We start from the raw sequence: 16,299 nt of genomic DNA, 5'->3' as shown, positions 1-16,299 counted from the left end.
GGCGCGTCATGCGGGCATCGGTGCTTCCTGCTCCATCAGCAGCGGAGTGATGGGAATCACCGACGGGACGGGTTGCTGCAGTCCCTCGTGGATGAAGGAGGCCACCAGCGGCCACTCCAGCGTGGCGAAGTCCTGGAAGCGCATCTCCAGGGCCTCCTCGTGAGAGCCCGCGCGGATGAGCAGGTGCTCCGTCAGGCTGAGCGTCTCGTCCACCGCCACCGGGAGCCCGTACATCTCGCCGAAGGGTGGCTCGGCCCCCAGCTCGCAGTCCGGGAAGTGGTTGGAGAACTCCCGCTCCGTGGCGAGCCTCGCCGTGCGACAGCCCAAAAGCTCCCGGACGCGTTCCATGTCCACGGTGCCCGCGGCGGGTACGACGAAAATCCACGGCTGTCGGTCCGCCATGACGATGACGGACTTGGCCACGCGCCAGCCCGAGACATGGAGCGCCTGGGCCAGCTCCTGCGCGGTGACCGCACGCGGGTGCCAGTAGCGCTCATAGAGGACACGGTTGTGTTGCAGATAGTGCTGGATGGATGCCGGAATCACGGGGCGTCACCTCCTTGATGGAAAGGTGCTCACCCCGACGGTTCCGACCACCACACCCCACGCCCCTCGGCACCATGGCCGTCCGAGGGGCGCCCGCCGACTCGTCACTGGAGCAGGCGAGCGGGCTTCCGTCCCTCACTGCTGGAAGTCGTAGACGCTTCCCAGCTTGAGGATGCGCGTGAGTTCATCCAGCGCGGTCATCGTCTCGCGCGCCAGCTGCGGGTCCTGCAGGTCGCGCGGGCGCAGCACCTCGCGGTAGTGGCGGCGCACCCACGCGGCCAGGGACTCGTGCAGGGCGGGCGTGTAGAAGACGTCGGCGTCGATGGCGCGGCGCTCGGTGTCCGTCAGCCACACGCGCTGGCGCAGGCACGCGGGGCCTCCGCCGTTGTTCATGGACTGGCGCACGTCCAGGTAGTGCACGGCCTTCACCGGGGTGTCCTCGGCGAGGATGCGCTCCAGGAAGCCGCGCGCGGCGGGCGTCTCGCGGCTCTCCACCGGGGCCACAATCGCCATCGTCCCATCCGGCAGCGTCAGCACCTGCGAGTTGAACGGGTACGCCTTCACCGCGTCCTTGGGCGGCAGCTCCGCGCTGCTGGCCACCACCGCGCGGAAGTCCGGTCCCAACTTCTCGCGCAGCACCTGGAGCAGGCCCGGGTAATCCACGAACGCCAGCTCGTGCAGCATGAGGAAGCGCCCGTTGCCCACCGCGAGCACGTCCGTGTGGAAGGCGCCCGCGTCGATGCCGTCCGGGTGTTGCTGCGGGAAGAGCACGCAGCGCGCGTCCAACTGGTGCAGCCGCGCCAGCGCCTGGCTCGACTCCAGCGTCTGCCGGGCGGGGAAGCGCTTGGGGCCGGGGACGTCCTGCCACGCGCTGCGCCCCCAGGCGAGCAGGTGCACGCCCGCGTGTCCCGGAGTGGCCAGCCGTGTGTGGTTGGCCGCGCCCTCGTCCGCGAAGTGGCTGCCGGGCGGCAGCGGCGCGTGCACCGCGAAGTGCTTCTCGTTGGCGAAGATGGCGCGCAGCACCGAGTGCGTCGTGTCCGCCTCCAGCGCGCGGTGGAACATCTGCGACAGGTTGGCGGGCGTCAGGTGGACGCGCCCGTCGGCCGTGTCCGTGCTCGGCGCTATGGTGGCGGCGTTGGCCGTCCACATGGAGGAGGCGCTGGAGGTGAGCCGCAGCAGGTGCTCGCCCTCGCGCGCGGCGCGGGTGATGACCTCCTCGTCCGTGCCGGTGAAGCCCAGGGCGCGCAGGGCGCGCAGCGAGGGGCGCGGCTGGGGAGGCAGCACCGCCTGGCCCACCCCCAGGCTGGAGACGAAGCGCATCTTCTCCAGGCCCTGGAGCGCGGCTTCGCGGGGATGGCTCGGCTCTCCGACATGGCTCTGCGACGCCAGGTTACCGGGCGACAGGCCAGCGTAGTTGTGAGTAGGACCGACGAGCCCGTCGAAGTTGTATTCGCGCATGGGGTATGGAGCGACTGTGGAGCATCCCCCCTTAGCAAAGCGCCTGAAACGTTTCCTCCGGTACCTGCTCATCCGCAGCGTCCTGTTGTGCCTTCAACCCCTCCCCCTGGGTTGGGCCCGGGCCCTGGGCTTCCGCCTGGGCGGACTTGCCTACACGCTGGCCGGTGGGGAGCGCCGCAAGGCCTTGAAGTCCCTGACCGTGGCCTTCCCGGAAAAGTCCGACGCGGAGCGGCAGGCCCTGGGCCGCGCCTCCTTCCGGCACCTGGGCGCCGCGGCGCTGGAGGTGGCCTGTACGGGCGCCCTGGACCGGGGGCTGGAAGAACTGGTGGCCTGGCCGGACGCGGACCGGGCCGTGCTGGACGCGGCCCTGGCGAAGGGCAAGGGCGTGGTCTTCATCACCGGCCACGTGGGCAACTGGGAGCTGCTCGCCCGCCGAGTGGCCCGCGCGGGCTACCCCAGCCAGAGCATCGCGAAGGAGACCACCGACCCCCGGCTCACCGTGTTGGTGGAGCGCTTCCGGGCCCGGGGCGGGGTGCGCAGCATCTGGCGCGGCCAGGATGGGGCGGCGCGGGCCATGCTGCGCGCGCTGCGTGCCGGGGAAATCCTGGGCCTGCTCATCGACCAGGACACGAAGGTGCAGTCGCTCTTCGTGCCCTTCTTCGGGGAGCTGGCGGCCACGCCCCGAGCGCCGGCGGACCTGGTGGTGCGCACGGGCGCGGCGGTGGTGACGGGCTTCTGCCACCGCGTGGAGGGTGGGGGCTACCGGCTGTCGATGGAGGAGGTGCCCGTGCCCGTGAGCGAGGACCGCGAAGTCGCGGCGCTGGAGCTCACCCAGGCCCTGTCGGCGCGCATCGAAGCGGCCATCCGGCGCACCCCCGAGCAGTGGGTGTGGATGCACCAGCGCTGGAAGACGCGCCCTCCGGTGGCCCCCCAGCCCGTGCTCGCCGAGGCGGCGCACGCCACCGCCCGGTGATAGAAGGCACCCGTGCCGCGCCTGTCCGTCCGACTCCTCGCCGCCTGCCTGCTCGTCGCCGCGTGCTCTCCGCGCCGCCCGGCGGAGGCGCCCCCACAGCAGCCTCCGCCCCAGGTGGTGCTCCATGGGGCCCGCCTGATGTCCTATGAGGGCGAGCGCCTCACGCTGTCGGGTGAAGCCGAGCAGTTGACGTACCAGCGCGCGGGGGGCGACGTGCAGGCCTCCAACGCGACGCTGCGCATCCCCCCGGGCAGCGCCGAGGAGGGCATGTCGGTGGGCACCGCCGCGGGCATGGACATCAGCGCCCCGAATATGGAGGGCAGCCTCGCGTCCAAGCAGCTGGTGGCCTCCGGAGGCGTGGTGGTGCGCACGGGTGAAGGGATGGTGGTGAACACGCCCCGGTTGACCTACGACGCCATCCAGAAGGGCGCGCATGGCAACGAGGGCGTGCAGGTGCGAGGGCCGGCGTACCGGTTGCGGGCGGACCGTTTCTCACTGTCCTTCCCGGATGAGACATTCAACTTCGAAGGCTCGGTGGAGACCGTGCTGGGAGCGGCTGAGCGTGATTGAGTTCCTCGTGATGGCCTTCTTCGTGGCGCAGCCCCTGCCCGCGGCCACGCCCGTCGATGGCGGGACGCCTCCGGTGGCCGATGCCGGCACCGCGAGTCCAAGCCCGAACCCGCTGGGCCCGGTGGACCTGAAGGAGCCGGTTCAAATCAACGCCGACCTCATCGAGGGCGGCAAGTCGCAGGCGACGCTCACCGGCAACGTGAAGGTGAAGCACCGCACCCTGGATTTGAAGTGCGACCGGATGATTGCCTACTTCGCGGAGACCCGCGTGGTGACGCGCGTGGTGTGTACGGGCGGAGTGCACGCGGTGGATGGCGACCGCATGGCCCGGGGTGAGCGCGCCGAGTACGACGTGGCCAGCGGAGTCCTGGTCGTCACGGGCACGCCCGAGGCGCGCCAGGGGACGACGTACATGCGCGGGACGAAGGTGCGCCTCACGTTGGGGAGCGAGCGGCTCGACGTGGAGAACGCCGTCATCATCTTCGAGTCCCCGCCGTCGGCCCCCGCGCCCGCCCGGCGGAAGGCCGCGCCCGCTCGCACGACGCCCGCGCAGCCGCAGGAGGCGAAGCCGCGATGAGCGACGGGAAGCTGCACGCCGATGGCCTGAAGAAGGCCTATCGCGGGCGCCAGGTCGTCAACGGCGTCTCCTTCACCGTGGCCCCAGGCGAAGTGGTGGGCCTCTTGGGCCCCAACGGCGCCGGCAAGACGACGAGCTTCAACATGGTGGTGGGCCTGGTGACGCCCGACGCGGGCCGCGTGCGCGTGGGCGACGAGGACCTCACGCACCTGCCCATGCACCGCCGCGCCCGCCGGGGCGTGGGCTACCTGCCTCAGGAAGCCTCCGTCTTCCGCAAGCTCACCGTGCGCGACAACTTCCTGTCCGTGCTGGAGCTCCAGAAGGGCCTGGACAAGCGCGCCCGCGAGACACGCGCCAACGCCATCCTGGAGGAGTTCGGCCTCACCCACGTCTCCGAGTCCCTGGGCGGCACCCTTTCCGGTGGCGAGCGCCGCCGCGCGGAGATTGCCCGGAGCCTGTTGCCCGAGCCCCGCTTCATCCTCTTCGACGAGCCCTTCGCCGGCGTGGACCCCATCAACGTCGGTGATTTGCAGCGGCAGATATTCCTGCTCCGGGAGCGCGGACTGGGCGTCCTCATCACCGACCACAACGTCCAGGACACCCTGGGCATCTGCGATCGCGCCTACATCATCACACAGGGGCAGATCCTCGAAGAGGGGACACCCGCCGAGATTGCCGCCTCTCCCCGGGCCCGAGCCGTCTACCTGGGAGAACGGTTCCGTCTCCAGCAGCCCTTGTGAGGACGACTGGCCTTCGGCCAACCGAATGCATAGACTGCGTTGGCCCCGCTTTTGCGTCGACAGGTCAACACGGCCGAGTCACGCCCAGTGCGTGTAAGCTCTTGGTTTCCTTGTGGAATTTTGAATATGCAAGCAAGGGACCACGATTGCGCCACTAGACGTCGTCAGGGTGCCTTGTTACGTTGGCGCGGTCTTTGATTGGTCCCGTGTTGTGTAGGGACTGAATCACTCGGGGAGACCCTGTCTCATGGCGATGGAACTCAAACAAAGCCTGAAGCTTGCGCAGCAGCTGGTGATGACGCCCCAGCTGCAGCAGGCCATCAAGCTGCTTCAGCTCTCCCGCATGGAGCTGTTGGAGCAGGTCCGCGAGGAGATGGATCAGAATCCACTCCTGGAGCAGCCGGACGAGCAGGCACCGGGCGACGTGGGGGACAAGGAGCCCGGGGAAGCGTCGCTGGAGGCGGACAACGTCGAGATGCCGCGCGACGGGGACATGCCGGCGGCCACGAGCGACACGGCCACGGAGTTCAAGGCGGACGGCGACGGCCCCCCGGAAATCGACTGGGAGGCGTACCTCAACAGCTACCAGTTCAACGAGCAGACCACCGCCTCCAACAAGGGGAACGTGGCCACGGACGACCTGCCGTCGTTCGAGGCCAACCTCGTCAAGAAGGAGGACCTGGTCGACCAGCTCCAGGAGCAGCTCGGCACGCTGCGCCTGAACGACGCCGAGCGCCGTGTCGCCATGCTCATCCTCGGCAACCTGGATGACGACGGCTACCTGAAGCTGCCGGACGTGGAGGGCGACCCGCTCATCCGCCTGTGCAACGAGGCGGACGTGCCCATGCACGTGGCCGAGCGCACCCTGCGGCGCATCCAGATGCTGGAGCCCCGGGGCTGCGGCGCGCGTGATTTGCAGGAGTGCCTGCTCATCCAGTTGCAGGGGATGAAGGAGCCGCACGCGCCGCTCCTGGGCCTCATCATCAAGCGGCACATGAAGTACCTGGAGAGCAAGAACCTGCCGGCCATCGCCAAGGACCTGAAGGTCACCTTGGAAGAGGTGGTGGAGGCGGTGAAGCTGCTCCCCAAGCTGGACCCGAAGCCGGGCCGCAACTTCAGCGGCGACGACGCGCAGTACATCACCCCCGACGTGTTCGTTTACAAGATGGGGGAAGAGTACACGGTGGTGCTCAACGACGACGGCCTGTCCAAGCTGCGCATCTCCGGCACCTATCGGAACGCGCTGAAGACGGGCGCGGTGGGCCCTGGCCAGACGAAGGACTTCATCCAGGACAAGCTGCGCAGCGCGGTGTGGCTCATCCGCTCCATCCACCAGCGGCAGCGGACCATCTACAAAGTCACTGAGAGCATCGTGAAGTTCCAGAAGGACTTCCTGGACAAGGGCATCGCGCACTTGAAGCCGCTCATCCTCCGGGACGTGGCCGAGGACATCGGCATGCACGAGTCCACGGTGAGCCGCGTGACGACGAGCAAGTACGTGCACACGCCGCAGGGCATCTTCGAGCTGAAGTACTTCTTCAACTCGTCCATCTCCCGCGTGTCCGGCGAGGACACCGCGAGCGAGGCGGTGAAGCACCACATCAAGCAGCTCGTGTCGCAAGAGGACGCGCGCAACCCGTACTCGGACCAGAAGATCGTGGAGCTCCTGCGCTCGCAGGGCACCGAAATCGCGCGCCGCACGGTGGCCAAGTACCGCGAGGTGCTGGGCATCCTCCCGAGCAGCAAGCGCAAGCGGTACTACTGAGTCCGCGACAAGTGGCTCTTTCCCCCGGCTCTCCGGGGGATGAGATTCAGGGGCGCCATGAGCGCCCCTTTTTCTTTTCCCTCCGATGCCGACGCCCCTCGCCGGGCGCTTCTGCCCCTCGTCGTGCCGCCCGTCGTCCTGGAGGGGCGCACGGTGCGCCTGGAGCCCATGGCGCTCGAGCACGCCCCGGCCCTGGCCGCGCTGTGCGAGGACGACATCTTCACCCACTTCTCGGTGGTGCTGCGCACCCAGGAGGACGTGGAGCGCTACATCACCCGGGCGCTCGGGGCGGCGGAGCGGGGCACGGAGCGCCCGTTCGTCATCGTGGAGCGCGAGACGGGGGAGGTCCTGGGCACCACCAGCTACCTGGACATCCAGCGAGAGCACCGGACGCTGGAGATTGGCTGGACGTGGCTGGGCCGCCGGGCGTGGCGCACGCGCGTGAATACCGAGTGCAAGTACCTGCTGCTGTGCTTGGCCTTCGAGACGCTCGGAGTCATGCGCGTGCAGCTCAAGACGGACCGGCGCAACGCGCGCTCTCGCGCGGCGATTGAGCGGATGGGCGCGAAGTTCGAGGGCATCCTCCGCAACCACGTCCTGGTGCGCGGCGGGGTGGTGCGCGACAGCGCGTACTACGGCGTCATCGACACGGAGTGGCCGGAAGTGAAAGCTCGGCTGGAGGGCTTCCTCCAGCAAGCGGGCTAGCGGACAGGCGGGCGTGCGCGGGGGTGGGAAAGGTGACGGCCCGGCGCCGTTCTGCTCCCAGTCCCCAGGGGTGGCGGGTATAGGGTGCGGCCTGTATGCACTCTTCCTCTCGTTTCCCTGGTGGCGCGGTATCGGGAGTCCTTGTCGCGCTCGGACTGCTGGCGGGCTGTGGTGACTCCCTCACCACCGAGTCGGTGGACCTCGTGGCGCTCGCGGACCGCACGCTGACGTACTCGCACGCGGACGTGGACCTGTTCGAAGTGGAGCAGGCCCCGGGCTCCCACCGTGTCACCGTGACATTTTCCCAGGCGGGTGGAGACCGCTGCACCCGGCTGAATGACGGCGCCACCGCGACGTTCAACGGCGAGGCCATGCTCCTGGAGCAGGGCGGCGTCGATGCCACGGCGGGCCGCGACGTGTGCCTGCCCACGCGGGCCTTCTACGAGTTCGACCCCGATGCCTGGGCGGCGCTGGGCCCGACGGACGCGCGCGTCGTCATCCAGGATGCGAGCCACACCGTCGTCCTCACGATGAAGGAGGGCCAGGCGAAGCGCTCCTTCACGGGGCCGACGATGCGACTGCTGCGGGGACAGACGTACTCGTTCCAGTGGAACCCGACGACCGAGTCGCTCAACGCCGCCGCCGCCACGCTCCTGCCCGAGGGCGGCACCGTCACCGCGGGGATGGCCGTCACGCGCGAGGGGGGAAAAATCACCTTCACCGTGCCCGGCCAGCTGGGCGCGGCCACGCATCTCTTGACCTTGAGCGGCACCGTCCAGGGCGAGGTGGTGGAGTGCCAGGGAGTGGCTGCCTGCAGGGGCACCTACTTCCACTCGCAGGAGCAGGTGGTTTCGGTGCAGTGAGCAGGCTGCTCGCCTGAGCCCGTGTCTCACGATACCCGGCTTGAGAGACACGGCGTGGCGCAGCGCGTGATTCCGAGGGGTTGAAGAGTCTGGTGCCCCGCATGAATGCGGGCCAGCGACGCCGGGTTGTCAGCCCCCGGACGCGTGGTGCGCTCGGGAAGAGGCAACGTGGGGAGACGGGTTGCTTTCCCGAGGTCAGAAGTTTCTGATCTGTCACGCAGCTCCCCTCACCCTAGGAGGCAGCCACGCATGCAGTTCAACATCACCTTCCGTCAGTTCGGGGCGTCGGATTCCCTTAAAGAATACGCACGCGAGAAGGTCGAGCGGGTGAACAAGCTGTTGGACAGAGCAGGAGAGGCACACGTCGTCTTGTCACTGGAGCGTTACCTCCACCACGCGGACATCACCATCCAATCCGGCGCCTGGGTGCTGCGCGGGCGGGAGAAGAGTGATGACATGTACGCGTCCATCGACCTGGCGATGGACAAAATCGAGCGCCAGCTGCGCCGCTACCGCGACAAGCTGAAGATGCATCACGGTCGAGATCGCGTCCATCACCGCCAGGACCTGGTGAACAGCCTGAAGGTGCGTCACGCCGTCTTCGAGGTGCCGGAAGCGGAGGAGCTGGCCGTCATCGCCGCGACGTCCACGTCGGAGTCGTCCACGACGACGAAGGCCGCGGACCCCGTGGACACGGCCGCCAGCGCCGCGACGCGTGTGGTGCGCGCCACCCAGCTCACCGTCAAGCAGCTGTCGGTGGATGAGGCGGTGATGCAGATGAACCTCATGGACAACGACTTCTACGTCTTCCACAACGTGGAGTCGGATGCGCTGGGCATCGTCTACCGGCGCAAGGATGGCCAGTACGGCCTCATTGAACCCCACGAGCCGCCGGCCCTGGCCGTCGCCGCGGGGACCTGAGCCCGCCCGCCGTCACAGTCCGGTCTGGAAGAGTCGCGCTCCGCCACCCCCCTCGAGGAGGCGGAGCGCGAACACCCCCGTCCGGTGTGGGACGGGGGCGTTGCCGTTCCTTCATGGATGCTGCATCCGGTGCCCGTGGTCGGCCACGTGCACCAGTGTCCCCCCAGCCACCCGGAATGGCGGCTGGCGCATCCATCGCCAGGAACGACGGCGCGCTCGGCGCATATCGGTCCGAAAAAAGACGGCGCGCTCCACCTCTCCCCCGAAAGGTGGAACGCGCCCGGTGGGGCCTCCTGGCCGAGGCGCCCCTTCAGTAGAACTTCTTGCAGGTGTCGGTCTTCTGCACGTAGCGCTCGTCGCCGCTCGACATGCTGGAGATGGTCATCGAGGTCGTGACCACGGGCGCCCGGGTGTTGAAGAGCGCCAGCGTCATCAGCGCGGCCCGCTCGCCCAGGGGGCGCTGGTGGAGCGTCGCGGGGAAGGCCAGGGTGACGTTCTTCTCCAGCGCGCTGCCGCACTCGCGCACCCCCGTCAGGGTGTCACCCTCGCGCTTCAGGACGTAGGCGCAGGGCCCGACGCGTCCGTGCAGGTACGTGCCGTCCTCCGTGAGGTCCACCGTCATTCCGCCGAAGGTGCCCCAGACGCGGGTGTCATCCCCCTCCGCCAGCTCCAGCCGAGTCGCCCGGTAGCCCACCGAGCCCGTCATCTTCTGGTAGTCCCACTCGAGCGACACGGGGTCGCGACGGTAGCGGCCATGCATGGCGTTCTCGGAGATGCTCAGCGTGGAGCTGGGCCCGGTGATGGCGCCGCCTTCCAGGAGCAGGGACTCCTCGGCGGCGTCTCCCAGGGCCACGCCCCGCGCGGTGGTGGCGCAGCCGGTGGTCAGCGCCGAGATGAGGACAAGGCTCGAGCACAGCGTTCGCTTCATGGCGGTCGCTCTCTTCCTGATTCAGTTTCAGTGTGGAGGGTTCACGACGGAAAACGGTCGCCTGGGCGGCGCATATCGCCCCAGGGGACGACTGGGGAGGGTGGCATGGGGGCGACCCAAGGCCCCCCGGGCCCTGACGCGCAGTGAGCGGCCGTGGGGCCAGGACGACAGGCGACCCTTGCGCGAATCGAGGGTGAGGAGTAATTGCCGCCATCTCAGGAGCGCCAGCGCGGGAGCGTCAGTGAGAATCGCCGAGTTCCTCAGCCCCCAAGCCGTCATCGCGGACATGCAGTCGCGGACGAAGCCGGAGGTGTTGCGCGAGCTGAGCGCCACGTTGGTGCGGGCCCACCCCCTGCTTCAGGAAGACCGGCTGGTGGAGGTGCTGCGCGAGCGCGAGAAGCTGGGCAGCACCGGCATCGGCGAGGGCGTGGCCATCCCCCACGGCAAGCTGCCGGGCATGACGCAGCTCCAGGCGGCCTTCGGCGTGTCCCGGGCGGGCGTGGACTTCGAGGCCATCGACGGGAAGGCCACCCACCTGTTCTTCGCGCTGGTGGCCCCCGAGAACAGCGCGGGCGTGCACCTCAAGGCGCTGGCCCGCATCTCCCGCCTCTTCAAGAATCCCCGCTTCCGGGCCTCCATCCTGGAAGCGCCCACGGCCGCGGACATCCACGCGCTCATCATCCAGGAAGACGCACGGCCCTGAAGTGCCGTGTCCCAACGGGGGGACCCCATGGACGTGGTGTTGCGGCCCATCAACGACCGGTTCTTCCACGAGCAGGTGCTCCCGTTCCTCTCGCGCGCCATGGGCGACGCGAGCGGGGCCCTGGAGTCGCTGCTGGAGACGCTGGGGGACGGGCAGGCGCGGATGCTGTGCGAGCGGATGCTGGCCACGGCGGTGCCCGGAGGCCTGGGCTCCGTGGACGCCGACCCCTGGTCGGACCTGGTGGACCGGCTCGCCTTCCTTCCCTGGAAGGAGGGCCCCACGGGCTGGGAGGTGGGCGCGCAGCACGCCGGCTACGCGGACGCCTGGGACGAGGCGCTGCACCTGTCGCTGATGCTGGAGGAGCCCAACTACCCGTATTGGGACTCGAAGGGCGCCCGCGAGGTGCGCGATGGCTTCCGCTTCAGGCCCCTGGCGGACATGGGGCTGGCCTCACTCCTGGCGGGACACTGGGACCCGTTCCCGGAGTTCCCTCCGGACCGCGTCTTCGTCACCCAGGGCCGGGGCGAGTACTTCCCCACCGAGCGCTTCGCCTTCGCCGACTGGGCCTGGCGCCCGGCCCGCGCGGTGGCGCACTGGCAGGTGAACCTGCCGCGCAAGCTGGAGCGGCTCATCGCCCGCGAGCAGGAGCGCATGAGGCTGCCGTCGCTGCCGGAGAAGGACGAGGTGCTCGGCTACTGGCTGGGCAAGCTGCCTCAGCCTCCGCCGCTGACCGTCGCCTTCTCCGGGCTGGGGCCGCGCGCGGCCAGCTGGATTCGGGAGCTGGGCGCGCTCACCACGCACATCCGCCAGGCGGCGATGGCCAGGCAGGGCCTGGCCGCGCTCGTCACCAAGGGCAGCACTGTCCGCGTCTAGGGCCTGGGTGGCGCCGGAGCCGGAACCGGGCTGTCCAGGATGAGGGTGACGGGCCCGTCGTTGACGAGCGCGACCTTCATGTCGGCCGCGAAGATGCCGGTGCCCACGGTGAGGCCGCGCTGGCGGAGGCCCTCGCAGGCGCGCTCGTACAGGGCCTTGGCGACGGCGGGCTCCATGGCGTCGATGAAGCTGGGGCGCCGGCCCTTGCGCGCGTCTCCGTAGAGGGTGAACTGGCTGACGACGATGAGCTGACGGGAGGTGTCCTCCAGGGACAGGTTCATCTTCCCGGCGGCGTCCTCGAAGATTCGCAAGCTGGCGAGTTTCTCCACCATCCACGCGACGTCCGCTTCCGTATCGCCCTTGCCCACGCCCAGGAGCACCAGCAGGCCGGGGCCCATGTCACTCACCCGTTGCCCGTCCACCGTCACCGAGGCCTCCAGCACCCGCTGCACCACCGCTCTCATCGAAGTTTCCTCCAGGGCTGTCAGGGGCACCCCTCATGATGCGCCCAGGCTTTATCGGCATCTTGGGCGCTGAGAGGACCGCAGTGAAAAGAAGTCCACATGTGAGGGGTGCCAATTTCCACTTGGCGGTAGAGCGAGCGCCCAACCGTGGACTCCCGCACCCCCTCTCCCTTGCCGTGCTTTCGCGCCCTTCCCCATAATGGCCGCCGACTTCCCCGGAGCGTGCGTGCAGGTTCTTCGAGCCAGACACCTCTTGGCCGCGACGGCCATCGTTTCCCTGCTGCTTCCATACGGCGCCGTCGCGGCGCCGCCTTCCTCCGCCGAGAAGCGCGCGGACCGCGAAGCCCTGCGGACCGCCTTGCTCGAAGTGCTTCAACGCGCCCCGCTCAAGGTGAGCCGGGTGGGCGTGCACATGCAGAGCCTTGATGACGGCACGGTGGTGTTCACCCACAACGCGGACGAGCTGCTCAACCCGGCGTCGAACGTGAAGCTCGTCACGTCCGCGGCGGCGCTGGCGACGCTCGGGCCGGAGTTCCGCTACGACACGGAGTTCCTCGTCGAGCCGGAGCTGCCCGCGGACGGCAAGGTGAAGACGCTCTACGTGCGCGGCAAGGGTGATCCGTCCATCACGACCGAGCGCCTGTGGGGCGTGGTGTCGGAGCTGTGGCACTCGGGTCTTCGCGAGGTGGGGGACATCGTCGTGGACGACTCCTGGTTCGACGCCGAGCGCACGCCGCCCGGGTATGACCAGGAGGACTCGGACCGGGCCTATATGGCGCCCACCGGCGCGCTGAGCCTCAACTGGAACGCGGTGGCCATCTTCCTGCGCCCCGGCGCCAGCCCCGGCGCCAAGGGCACCGTGGAGATGGAGCCGCCGAGCGACTACTTCATCGTGGACAACCAGCTGTCCACCGGCGCGCGGCGCGCGCGGCGCGTCTCCGTGACGTCGGACCCGTCCGGCGCCCAGCAGAAAATCGTCGTGCGCGGGCAGGTGCCGGCCGAGCGCGGCGGGGCCGTCAGCGTCTGGAAGAAGATCGACAACCCTCCCATGTACTTCGGCCAGACGCTCAAGCAGCTGTTGAGCACGCGGGGCATGAAGGTGAAGGGCCGGGTGAAGGTGGGCCTGACGCCGTCCAAGGCGCGCACGGTGCACGTGGCCCAGTCGGACACGTTCGACGTGCTGCTCAAGCGCCTCAACAAGCTCTCCAGCAACTTCGTCGCCGAGCAGCTGCTCAAGACGATGGGCGCGGAAGGGCGAGGCCAGCCGGGCTCCTTCACCAAGGGCGTGGAGGTGGTGGAGCAGTTCCTGGAGCGCGACGTGGGCATCTCCCGCGGCACGTACGTGATGAAGAACGGCAGCGGCCTGAACGACGCGAACCGCTTCTCCGCAGCCCAGCTCAACAAGCTGCTCCGTCACATGTCCATCCGCTTCCCCTTCGCGCCGGAGTACCTGTCCTCGGTGCCCATCGCCGGCAAGGACGGCACGCTGAAGTACCGCTTCGAGGGCAGCGACGCGGTGGGCAAGCTGCGCGCGAAGACGGGCACGCTGGAGGGCGTCTCCGCGCTGAGCGGCTACGTGACGAGCGCGGGCGGTGAGCGCTTCTCCTTCTCCATGATGGTGAACGACTTCGCCGGCCGTGCCGGGCCCATCGTCGCGGGCCTGGACGCGCTGGGCGCGGCGGTGGCGGCCACGGGCTCCAGCCTGGGGCCTTCCAGCGCGGTGGCTTCCCTGGCGGACGGGGGCAAGCCGTCGGGCGCCATCGACGACGTGGCCGCCCGCATCAAGACGTACCTGGACCTGGGCCGGCAGAGGGACCAGCGCAACCTGGGCTTCCTGCGCACGGCGTGGCGCAGCGAGAGAGACCCGGCGGTGCGCGCGGTGCTGGCGGAGAGCCTCTACCAGTCCAACCCGCATGACTACCTGGGCGCGCGCACGCTCCTGGACAGCTACTCGGCGGGCAACGACGTGTATGGCCGGCTGAGGGAAGTGGCGCGGGTGTTGTCCGTGGAGGTGCCCGGCGTCACCAGCATGGTGGAGCTGGCGGCGGGCGGTAACACGGAGGCGCTGGCCCGGGTGCTGGAGCTCGCGGGCGCCACGGGCGTGGATGCCCAGGCGCAGGCGGAGATGTCCGTCGCGCTGGGCGAGGTGGCTCGCACGGCGCCGGAGGAGCTGGTGGTGGCGCTGCGCGCGTCTTCACCGGCGGACCGTGAGGCGGCCTCGACGCTGCTGGCCCGCGCGCTGGTGCAGGCGGGGCAGGCGGACCATCCCTTCTGGAAGTCGCTGCGCCGGCTGCAGGGCGCGGCGGACCCCCAGGTGGCCGCCTTCTCCAAGGGGCTGGACTCCACGCTGTCGCAGAAGGTGGCGGAGGCCAAGGCGCCCCGTCCGTCCGAGGGCGGCGCTCCGGTGCAGGTGGTGGCGCCGGCGGGAGGCGCGTCGTCCCCTACGCCCCCGCGTTCCACGGGCAGTGCCCCTGATGCGTCGCGCACCGCGGAGACGCGTCCGGGCGGGTAGCACCCGGTGGGCGGGTGCCACCTCCCAGGTGGTGCCCTCCCGCACCTTTCCACCGTCGCCTCCCTGCCTGCGGGGCCGCCGTCCGGGCGGGCCCGGGGCCCGGGGTCCGCCTTCTGGAAATGTCAGGCCGCACTGCTATACGTCGGAGGCAACCTGCCAGGGCTGATGCTCGGCGGGCAGTTTCCCCGCCGTGGTGGTGGGGAACTCGACGGAAAGACAGAGGGAGCAGTCATGGCTGGAGGCGTGAACAAGGTCATCCTCATCGGCAACCTGGGTGCGGACCCCGAAGTGCGGTTCACCCCGGGCGGTCAGGCGGTCGCGAACTTCCGCATCGCCACCAGCGAGAGCTGGCAGGACAAGAACGGCCAGAAGCAGGAGCGGACCGAGTGGCACCGCATCGTCGTCTGGGGAAAGCTCGCGGAGCTCTGCGGCGAGTACTTGAAGAAGGGACGGCAGTGCTACGTCGAGGGCCGCCTGCAGACTCGCGAGTGGATGGATAAGGAGAACCGGAAGAACTACACCACGGAAGTCGTGGCCAACGCGGTGACGTTCCTGGGCGGTCGTGACGCCGGGGAAGGCGCGGGCGGCGGCGGTGGTGGGGGGCGCCGGCAATCCGGTGGTGGCGGGCAGCCGCGCGGCATGGACAACAACGACTACGGCCAGCCGCCTCCCATGGATGACGGCATGGGCGGTCCCTCCGGCGGTGGCGGCGGCAATAACGAGGACGACATCCCGTTCTGAGCGCCGCCCGTCGCGCGGCACTCCAGAAACGAACCGGCCGCTCCCCAGAAAGACTTGGGGGCGGCCGGTGTGCTTTCAGGGCTGGAACGACGGGAGCGGGTGCGCCCGCGCGAGGGGCTTCCCGCTCTGGAGCTTTACGAGCCCGAGGGGCCGAAGGCGGCGCCCGCGGTGTAGAGCGCGTAGATGACGCTCCAGCTCATCGCCGTCAGCAGCAGGAAGAGGATGATGGAGACGGGCTCGAAGCGGCGCATGGCGCGCTCGCTGCCCAACAGGCCCCAGCCCATGGCGAAGCCCTGGAGGCCGTTGGCCAGGTGGTACGCGGTGCCCAGCGTGCCCAGCAGGTAGACGATGAGCGTGGGGCCGTGGAAGCGCATCTCCCGGGCGATGTCGGAGAACGCCTCCGGGTGTCCCGCCACCAGCCGGGGCTGCAGGAAGGCCAGCCAGATGTGCGCGCCGAGGAAGGCGAGCACGCCCAGGGCGCTCACGCGCTGGAGGATGAACTTGAAGTTGCCGTAGTTGTTGTACCGGTTGTTGTTCGGCCGGAAGCTGAAGAGCCGGACTAGGCCCCAGCCGGTGTGGAACAGCAGCGGCAGCATGACGATGATGAACGTCAGGGCCTGCGAGTACGGGTTGGCGTACGTGGTGACGGACTTCTCCCACGCGGCCGCGCCGTTGAACGCGGAGAGGTTGTCCCACAGGTGGTTGACGACCCAGAACGTCAGGGGCACCACCGCGAGGAACGAGCCCAGGCGGGACTTGAGGAGCGGAGTCTTCGTTGAAACGGCGTCGGCTGTGGCGGCCTGGGTGCTCATCGGGTCTCCAGCGATGGCGCGCGGGCAAGTGGCCGCGCCCCAAGTCAAAGTCGGGTGACTGTCGGAGGGCGGTTTATAACCGTTCCGGCCAGGACGCTGGATTTCTTCCGCCTCCCCGCATGGCAGCCGTCGCGCATGGAGGCATAAG

Annotated in this window: 17 protein-coding genes; 12 read left to right on the top strand and 5 right to left on the bottom strand. The window is 69.3% G+C overall.

The annotated features are described in order from the left end of the window. Positions 1-6: 6 nt before the first annotated feature. Together HUA75_RS30470 and astB are read right to left on the bottom strand one after the other, a co-directional pair. A complete protein-coding gene (locus tag HUA75_RS30470) occupies positions 7-546 on the bottom strand; it encodes a YbaK/EbsC family protein (RefSeq protein ID WP_174488383.1) in 540 nt (179 codons plus the stop codon). A gap of 135 nt (positions 547-681) precedes the next feature. Continuing rightward, the gene (astB, locus tag HUA75_RS30465; RefSeq protein ID WP_174488382.1) at positions 682-2,004 is read right to left on the bottom strand and encodes an N-succinylarginine dihydrolase; all 1,323 of its coding nucleotides are present in this window, start codon (positions 2,002-2,004) and stop codon (positions 682-684) included. Positions 2,005-2,020: 16 nt separating this feature from the next. On the opposite strand from astB, the gene HUA75_RS30460 reads away from it, so the two are divergent. The 8 genes from HUA75_RS30460 (at position 2,021) to hpf (ending at position 9,118) form a co-directional block, all read left to right on the top strand. Then, positions 2,021-2,977 carry a lysophospholipid acyltransferase family protein gene (locus tag HUA75_RS30460; protein WP_371746228.1) on the top strand — a complete coding sequence of 319 codons (957 nt, stop codon included), beginning with the start codon at positions 2,021-2,023 and terminating at the stop codon, positions 2,975-2,977. A 21-nt stretch (positions 2,978-2,998) separates the two neighbouring features. Beyond that, positions 2,999-3,547, top strand: coding sequence for a hypothetical protein (locus tag HUA75_RS30455; RefSeq protein ID WP_174460427.1), 549 nt, complete (start codon positions 2,999-3,001; stop codon positions 3,545-3,547). Next, positions 3,540-4,124 (top strand): LptA/OstA family protein, encoded by a 585-nt coding sequence (locus HUA75_RS30450; RefSeq protein WP_174488380.1) that lies wholly within the window; start codon positions 3,540-3,542, stop codon positions 4,122-4,124. Before HUA75_RS30455 ends, HUA75_RS30450 begins: the two co-directional genes overlap by 8 nt. Next, positions 4,121-4,864, top strand: a complete 744-nt coding sequence (lptB, locus tag HUA75_RS30445) for an LPS export ABC transporter ATP-binding protein (RefSeq protein ID WP_141645552.1) — start codon at positions 4,121-4,123, stop codon at positions 4,862-4,864. The genes HUA75_RS30450 and lptB overlap by 4 nt, the downstream gene beginning before the upstream one ends. Before the next feature lie 247 nt (positions 4,865-5,111). After that, on the top strand, positions 5,112-6,629 hold the full coding sequence (rpoN, locus tag HUA75_RS30440) for an RNA polymerase factor sigma-54 (RefSeq protein ID WP_141645553.1): 1,518 nt from the start codon (positions 5,112-5,114) through the stop codon (positions 6,627-6,629). A gap of 57 nt (positions 6,630-6,686) precedes the next feature. Continuing rightward, positions 6,687-7,334: a GNAT family N-acetyltransferase gene (locus HUA75_RS30435; protein ID WP_174459734.1), complete on the top strand. Its 648-nt coding sequence runs from the start codon at positions 6,687-6,689 to the stop codon at positions 7,332-7,334. Positions 7,335-7,429: 95 nt separating this feature from the next. Further along, complete coding sequence (locus HUA75_RS30430; RefSeq protein WP_174488379.1) at positions 7,430-8,197, top strand: hypothetical protein; 768 nt, start codon at positions 7,430-7,432, stop codon at positions 8,195-8,197. Between the two features lie 249 nt (positions 8,198-8,446). Continuing rightward, positions 8,447-9,118 (top strand): ribosome hibernation-promoting factor, HPF/YfiA family, encoded by a 672-nt coding sequence (gene hpf / locus HUA75_RS30425; protein ID WP_141645556.1) that lies wholly within the window; start codon positions 8,447-8,449, stop codon positions 9,116-9,118. Between the two features lie 310 nt (positions 9,119-9,428). Here hpf and HUA75_RS30420 read toward each other — a convergent pair whose 3' ends face one another. Then, positions 9,429-10,046 carry a hypothetical protein gene (locus HUA75_RS30420; RefSeq protein WP_141645557.1) on the bottom strand — a complete coding sequence of 206 codons (618 nt, stop codon included), beginning with the start codon at positions 10,044-10,046 and terminating at the stop codon, positions 9,429-9,431. A gap of 241 nt (positions 10,047-10,287) precedes the next feature. Between HUA75_RS30420 and HUA75_RS47575 the strand changes: the two genes are divergently transcribed. Then, positions 10,288-10,749: a PTS sugar transporter subunit IIA gene (locus tag HUA75_RS47575; RefSeq protein WP_174454573.1), complete on the top strand. Its 462-nt coding sequence runs from the start codon at positions 10,288-10,290 to the stop codon at positions 10,747-10,749. A 27-nt stretch (positions 10,750-10,776) separates the two neighbouring features. Continuing rightward, on the top strand, positions 10,777-11,622 hold the full coding sequence (locus HUA75_RS30410) for a hypothetical protein (RefSeq protein WP_141645559.1): 846 nt from the start codon (positions 10,777-10,779) through the stop codon (positions 11,620-11,622). Here HUA75_RS30410 and dtd read toward each other — a convergent pair. Continuing rightward, a complete protein-coding gene (gene dtd, locus HUA75_RS30405) occupies positions 11,619-12,086 on the bottom strand; it encodes a D-aminoacyl-tRNA deacylase (RefSeq protein ID WP_141645560.1) in 468 nt (155 codons plus the stop codon). The two genes, HUA75_RS30410 and dtd, sit on opposite strands and share 4 nt — an antisense overlap. Before the next feature lie 226 nt (positions 12,087-12,312). Between dtd and dacB the strand changes: the two genes are divergently transcribed. After that, positions 12,313-14,598, top strand: coding sequence for a D-alanyl-D-alanine carboxypeptidase/D-alanyl-D-alanine-endopeptidase (dacB, locus tag HUA75_RS30400; RefSeq protein WP_141645561.1), 2,286 nt, complete (start codon positions 12,313-12,315; stop codon positions 14,596-14,598). A gap of 231 nt (positions 14,599-14,829) precedes the next feature. Beyond that, positions 14,830-15,339 carry a single-stranded DNA-binding protein gene (locus HUA75_RS30395; protein WP_174488378.1) on the top strand — a complete coding sequence of 170 codons (510 nt, stop codon included), beginning with the start codon at positions 14,830-14,832 and terminating at the stop codon, positions 15,337-15,339. A 134-nt stretch (positions 15,340-15,473) separates the two neighbouring features. On the opposite strand, the gene HUA75_RS30390 is transcribed toward HUA75_RS30395, so the two are convergent. Beyond that, positions 15,474-16,151 (bottom strand): succinate dehydrogenase, encoded by a 678-nt coding sequence (locus tag HUA75_RS30390; protein WP_141645563.1) that lies wholly within the window; start codon positions 16,149-16,151, stop codon positions 15,474-15,476. Positions 16,152-16,299: the final 148 nt, after the last annotated feature.

Source organism: Myxococcus sp. CA040A (genome assembly GCF_013336725.1).
Taxonomy (GTDB): domain Bacteria; phylum Myxococcota; class Myxococcia; order Myxococcales; family Myxococcaceae; genus Myxococcus; species Myxococcus llanfairpwllgwyngyllgogerychwyrndrobwllllantysiliogogogochensis.
This window is presented reverse-complemented; position numbering and strand designations above follow the sequence as displayed.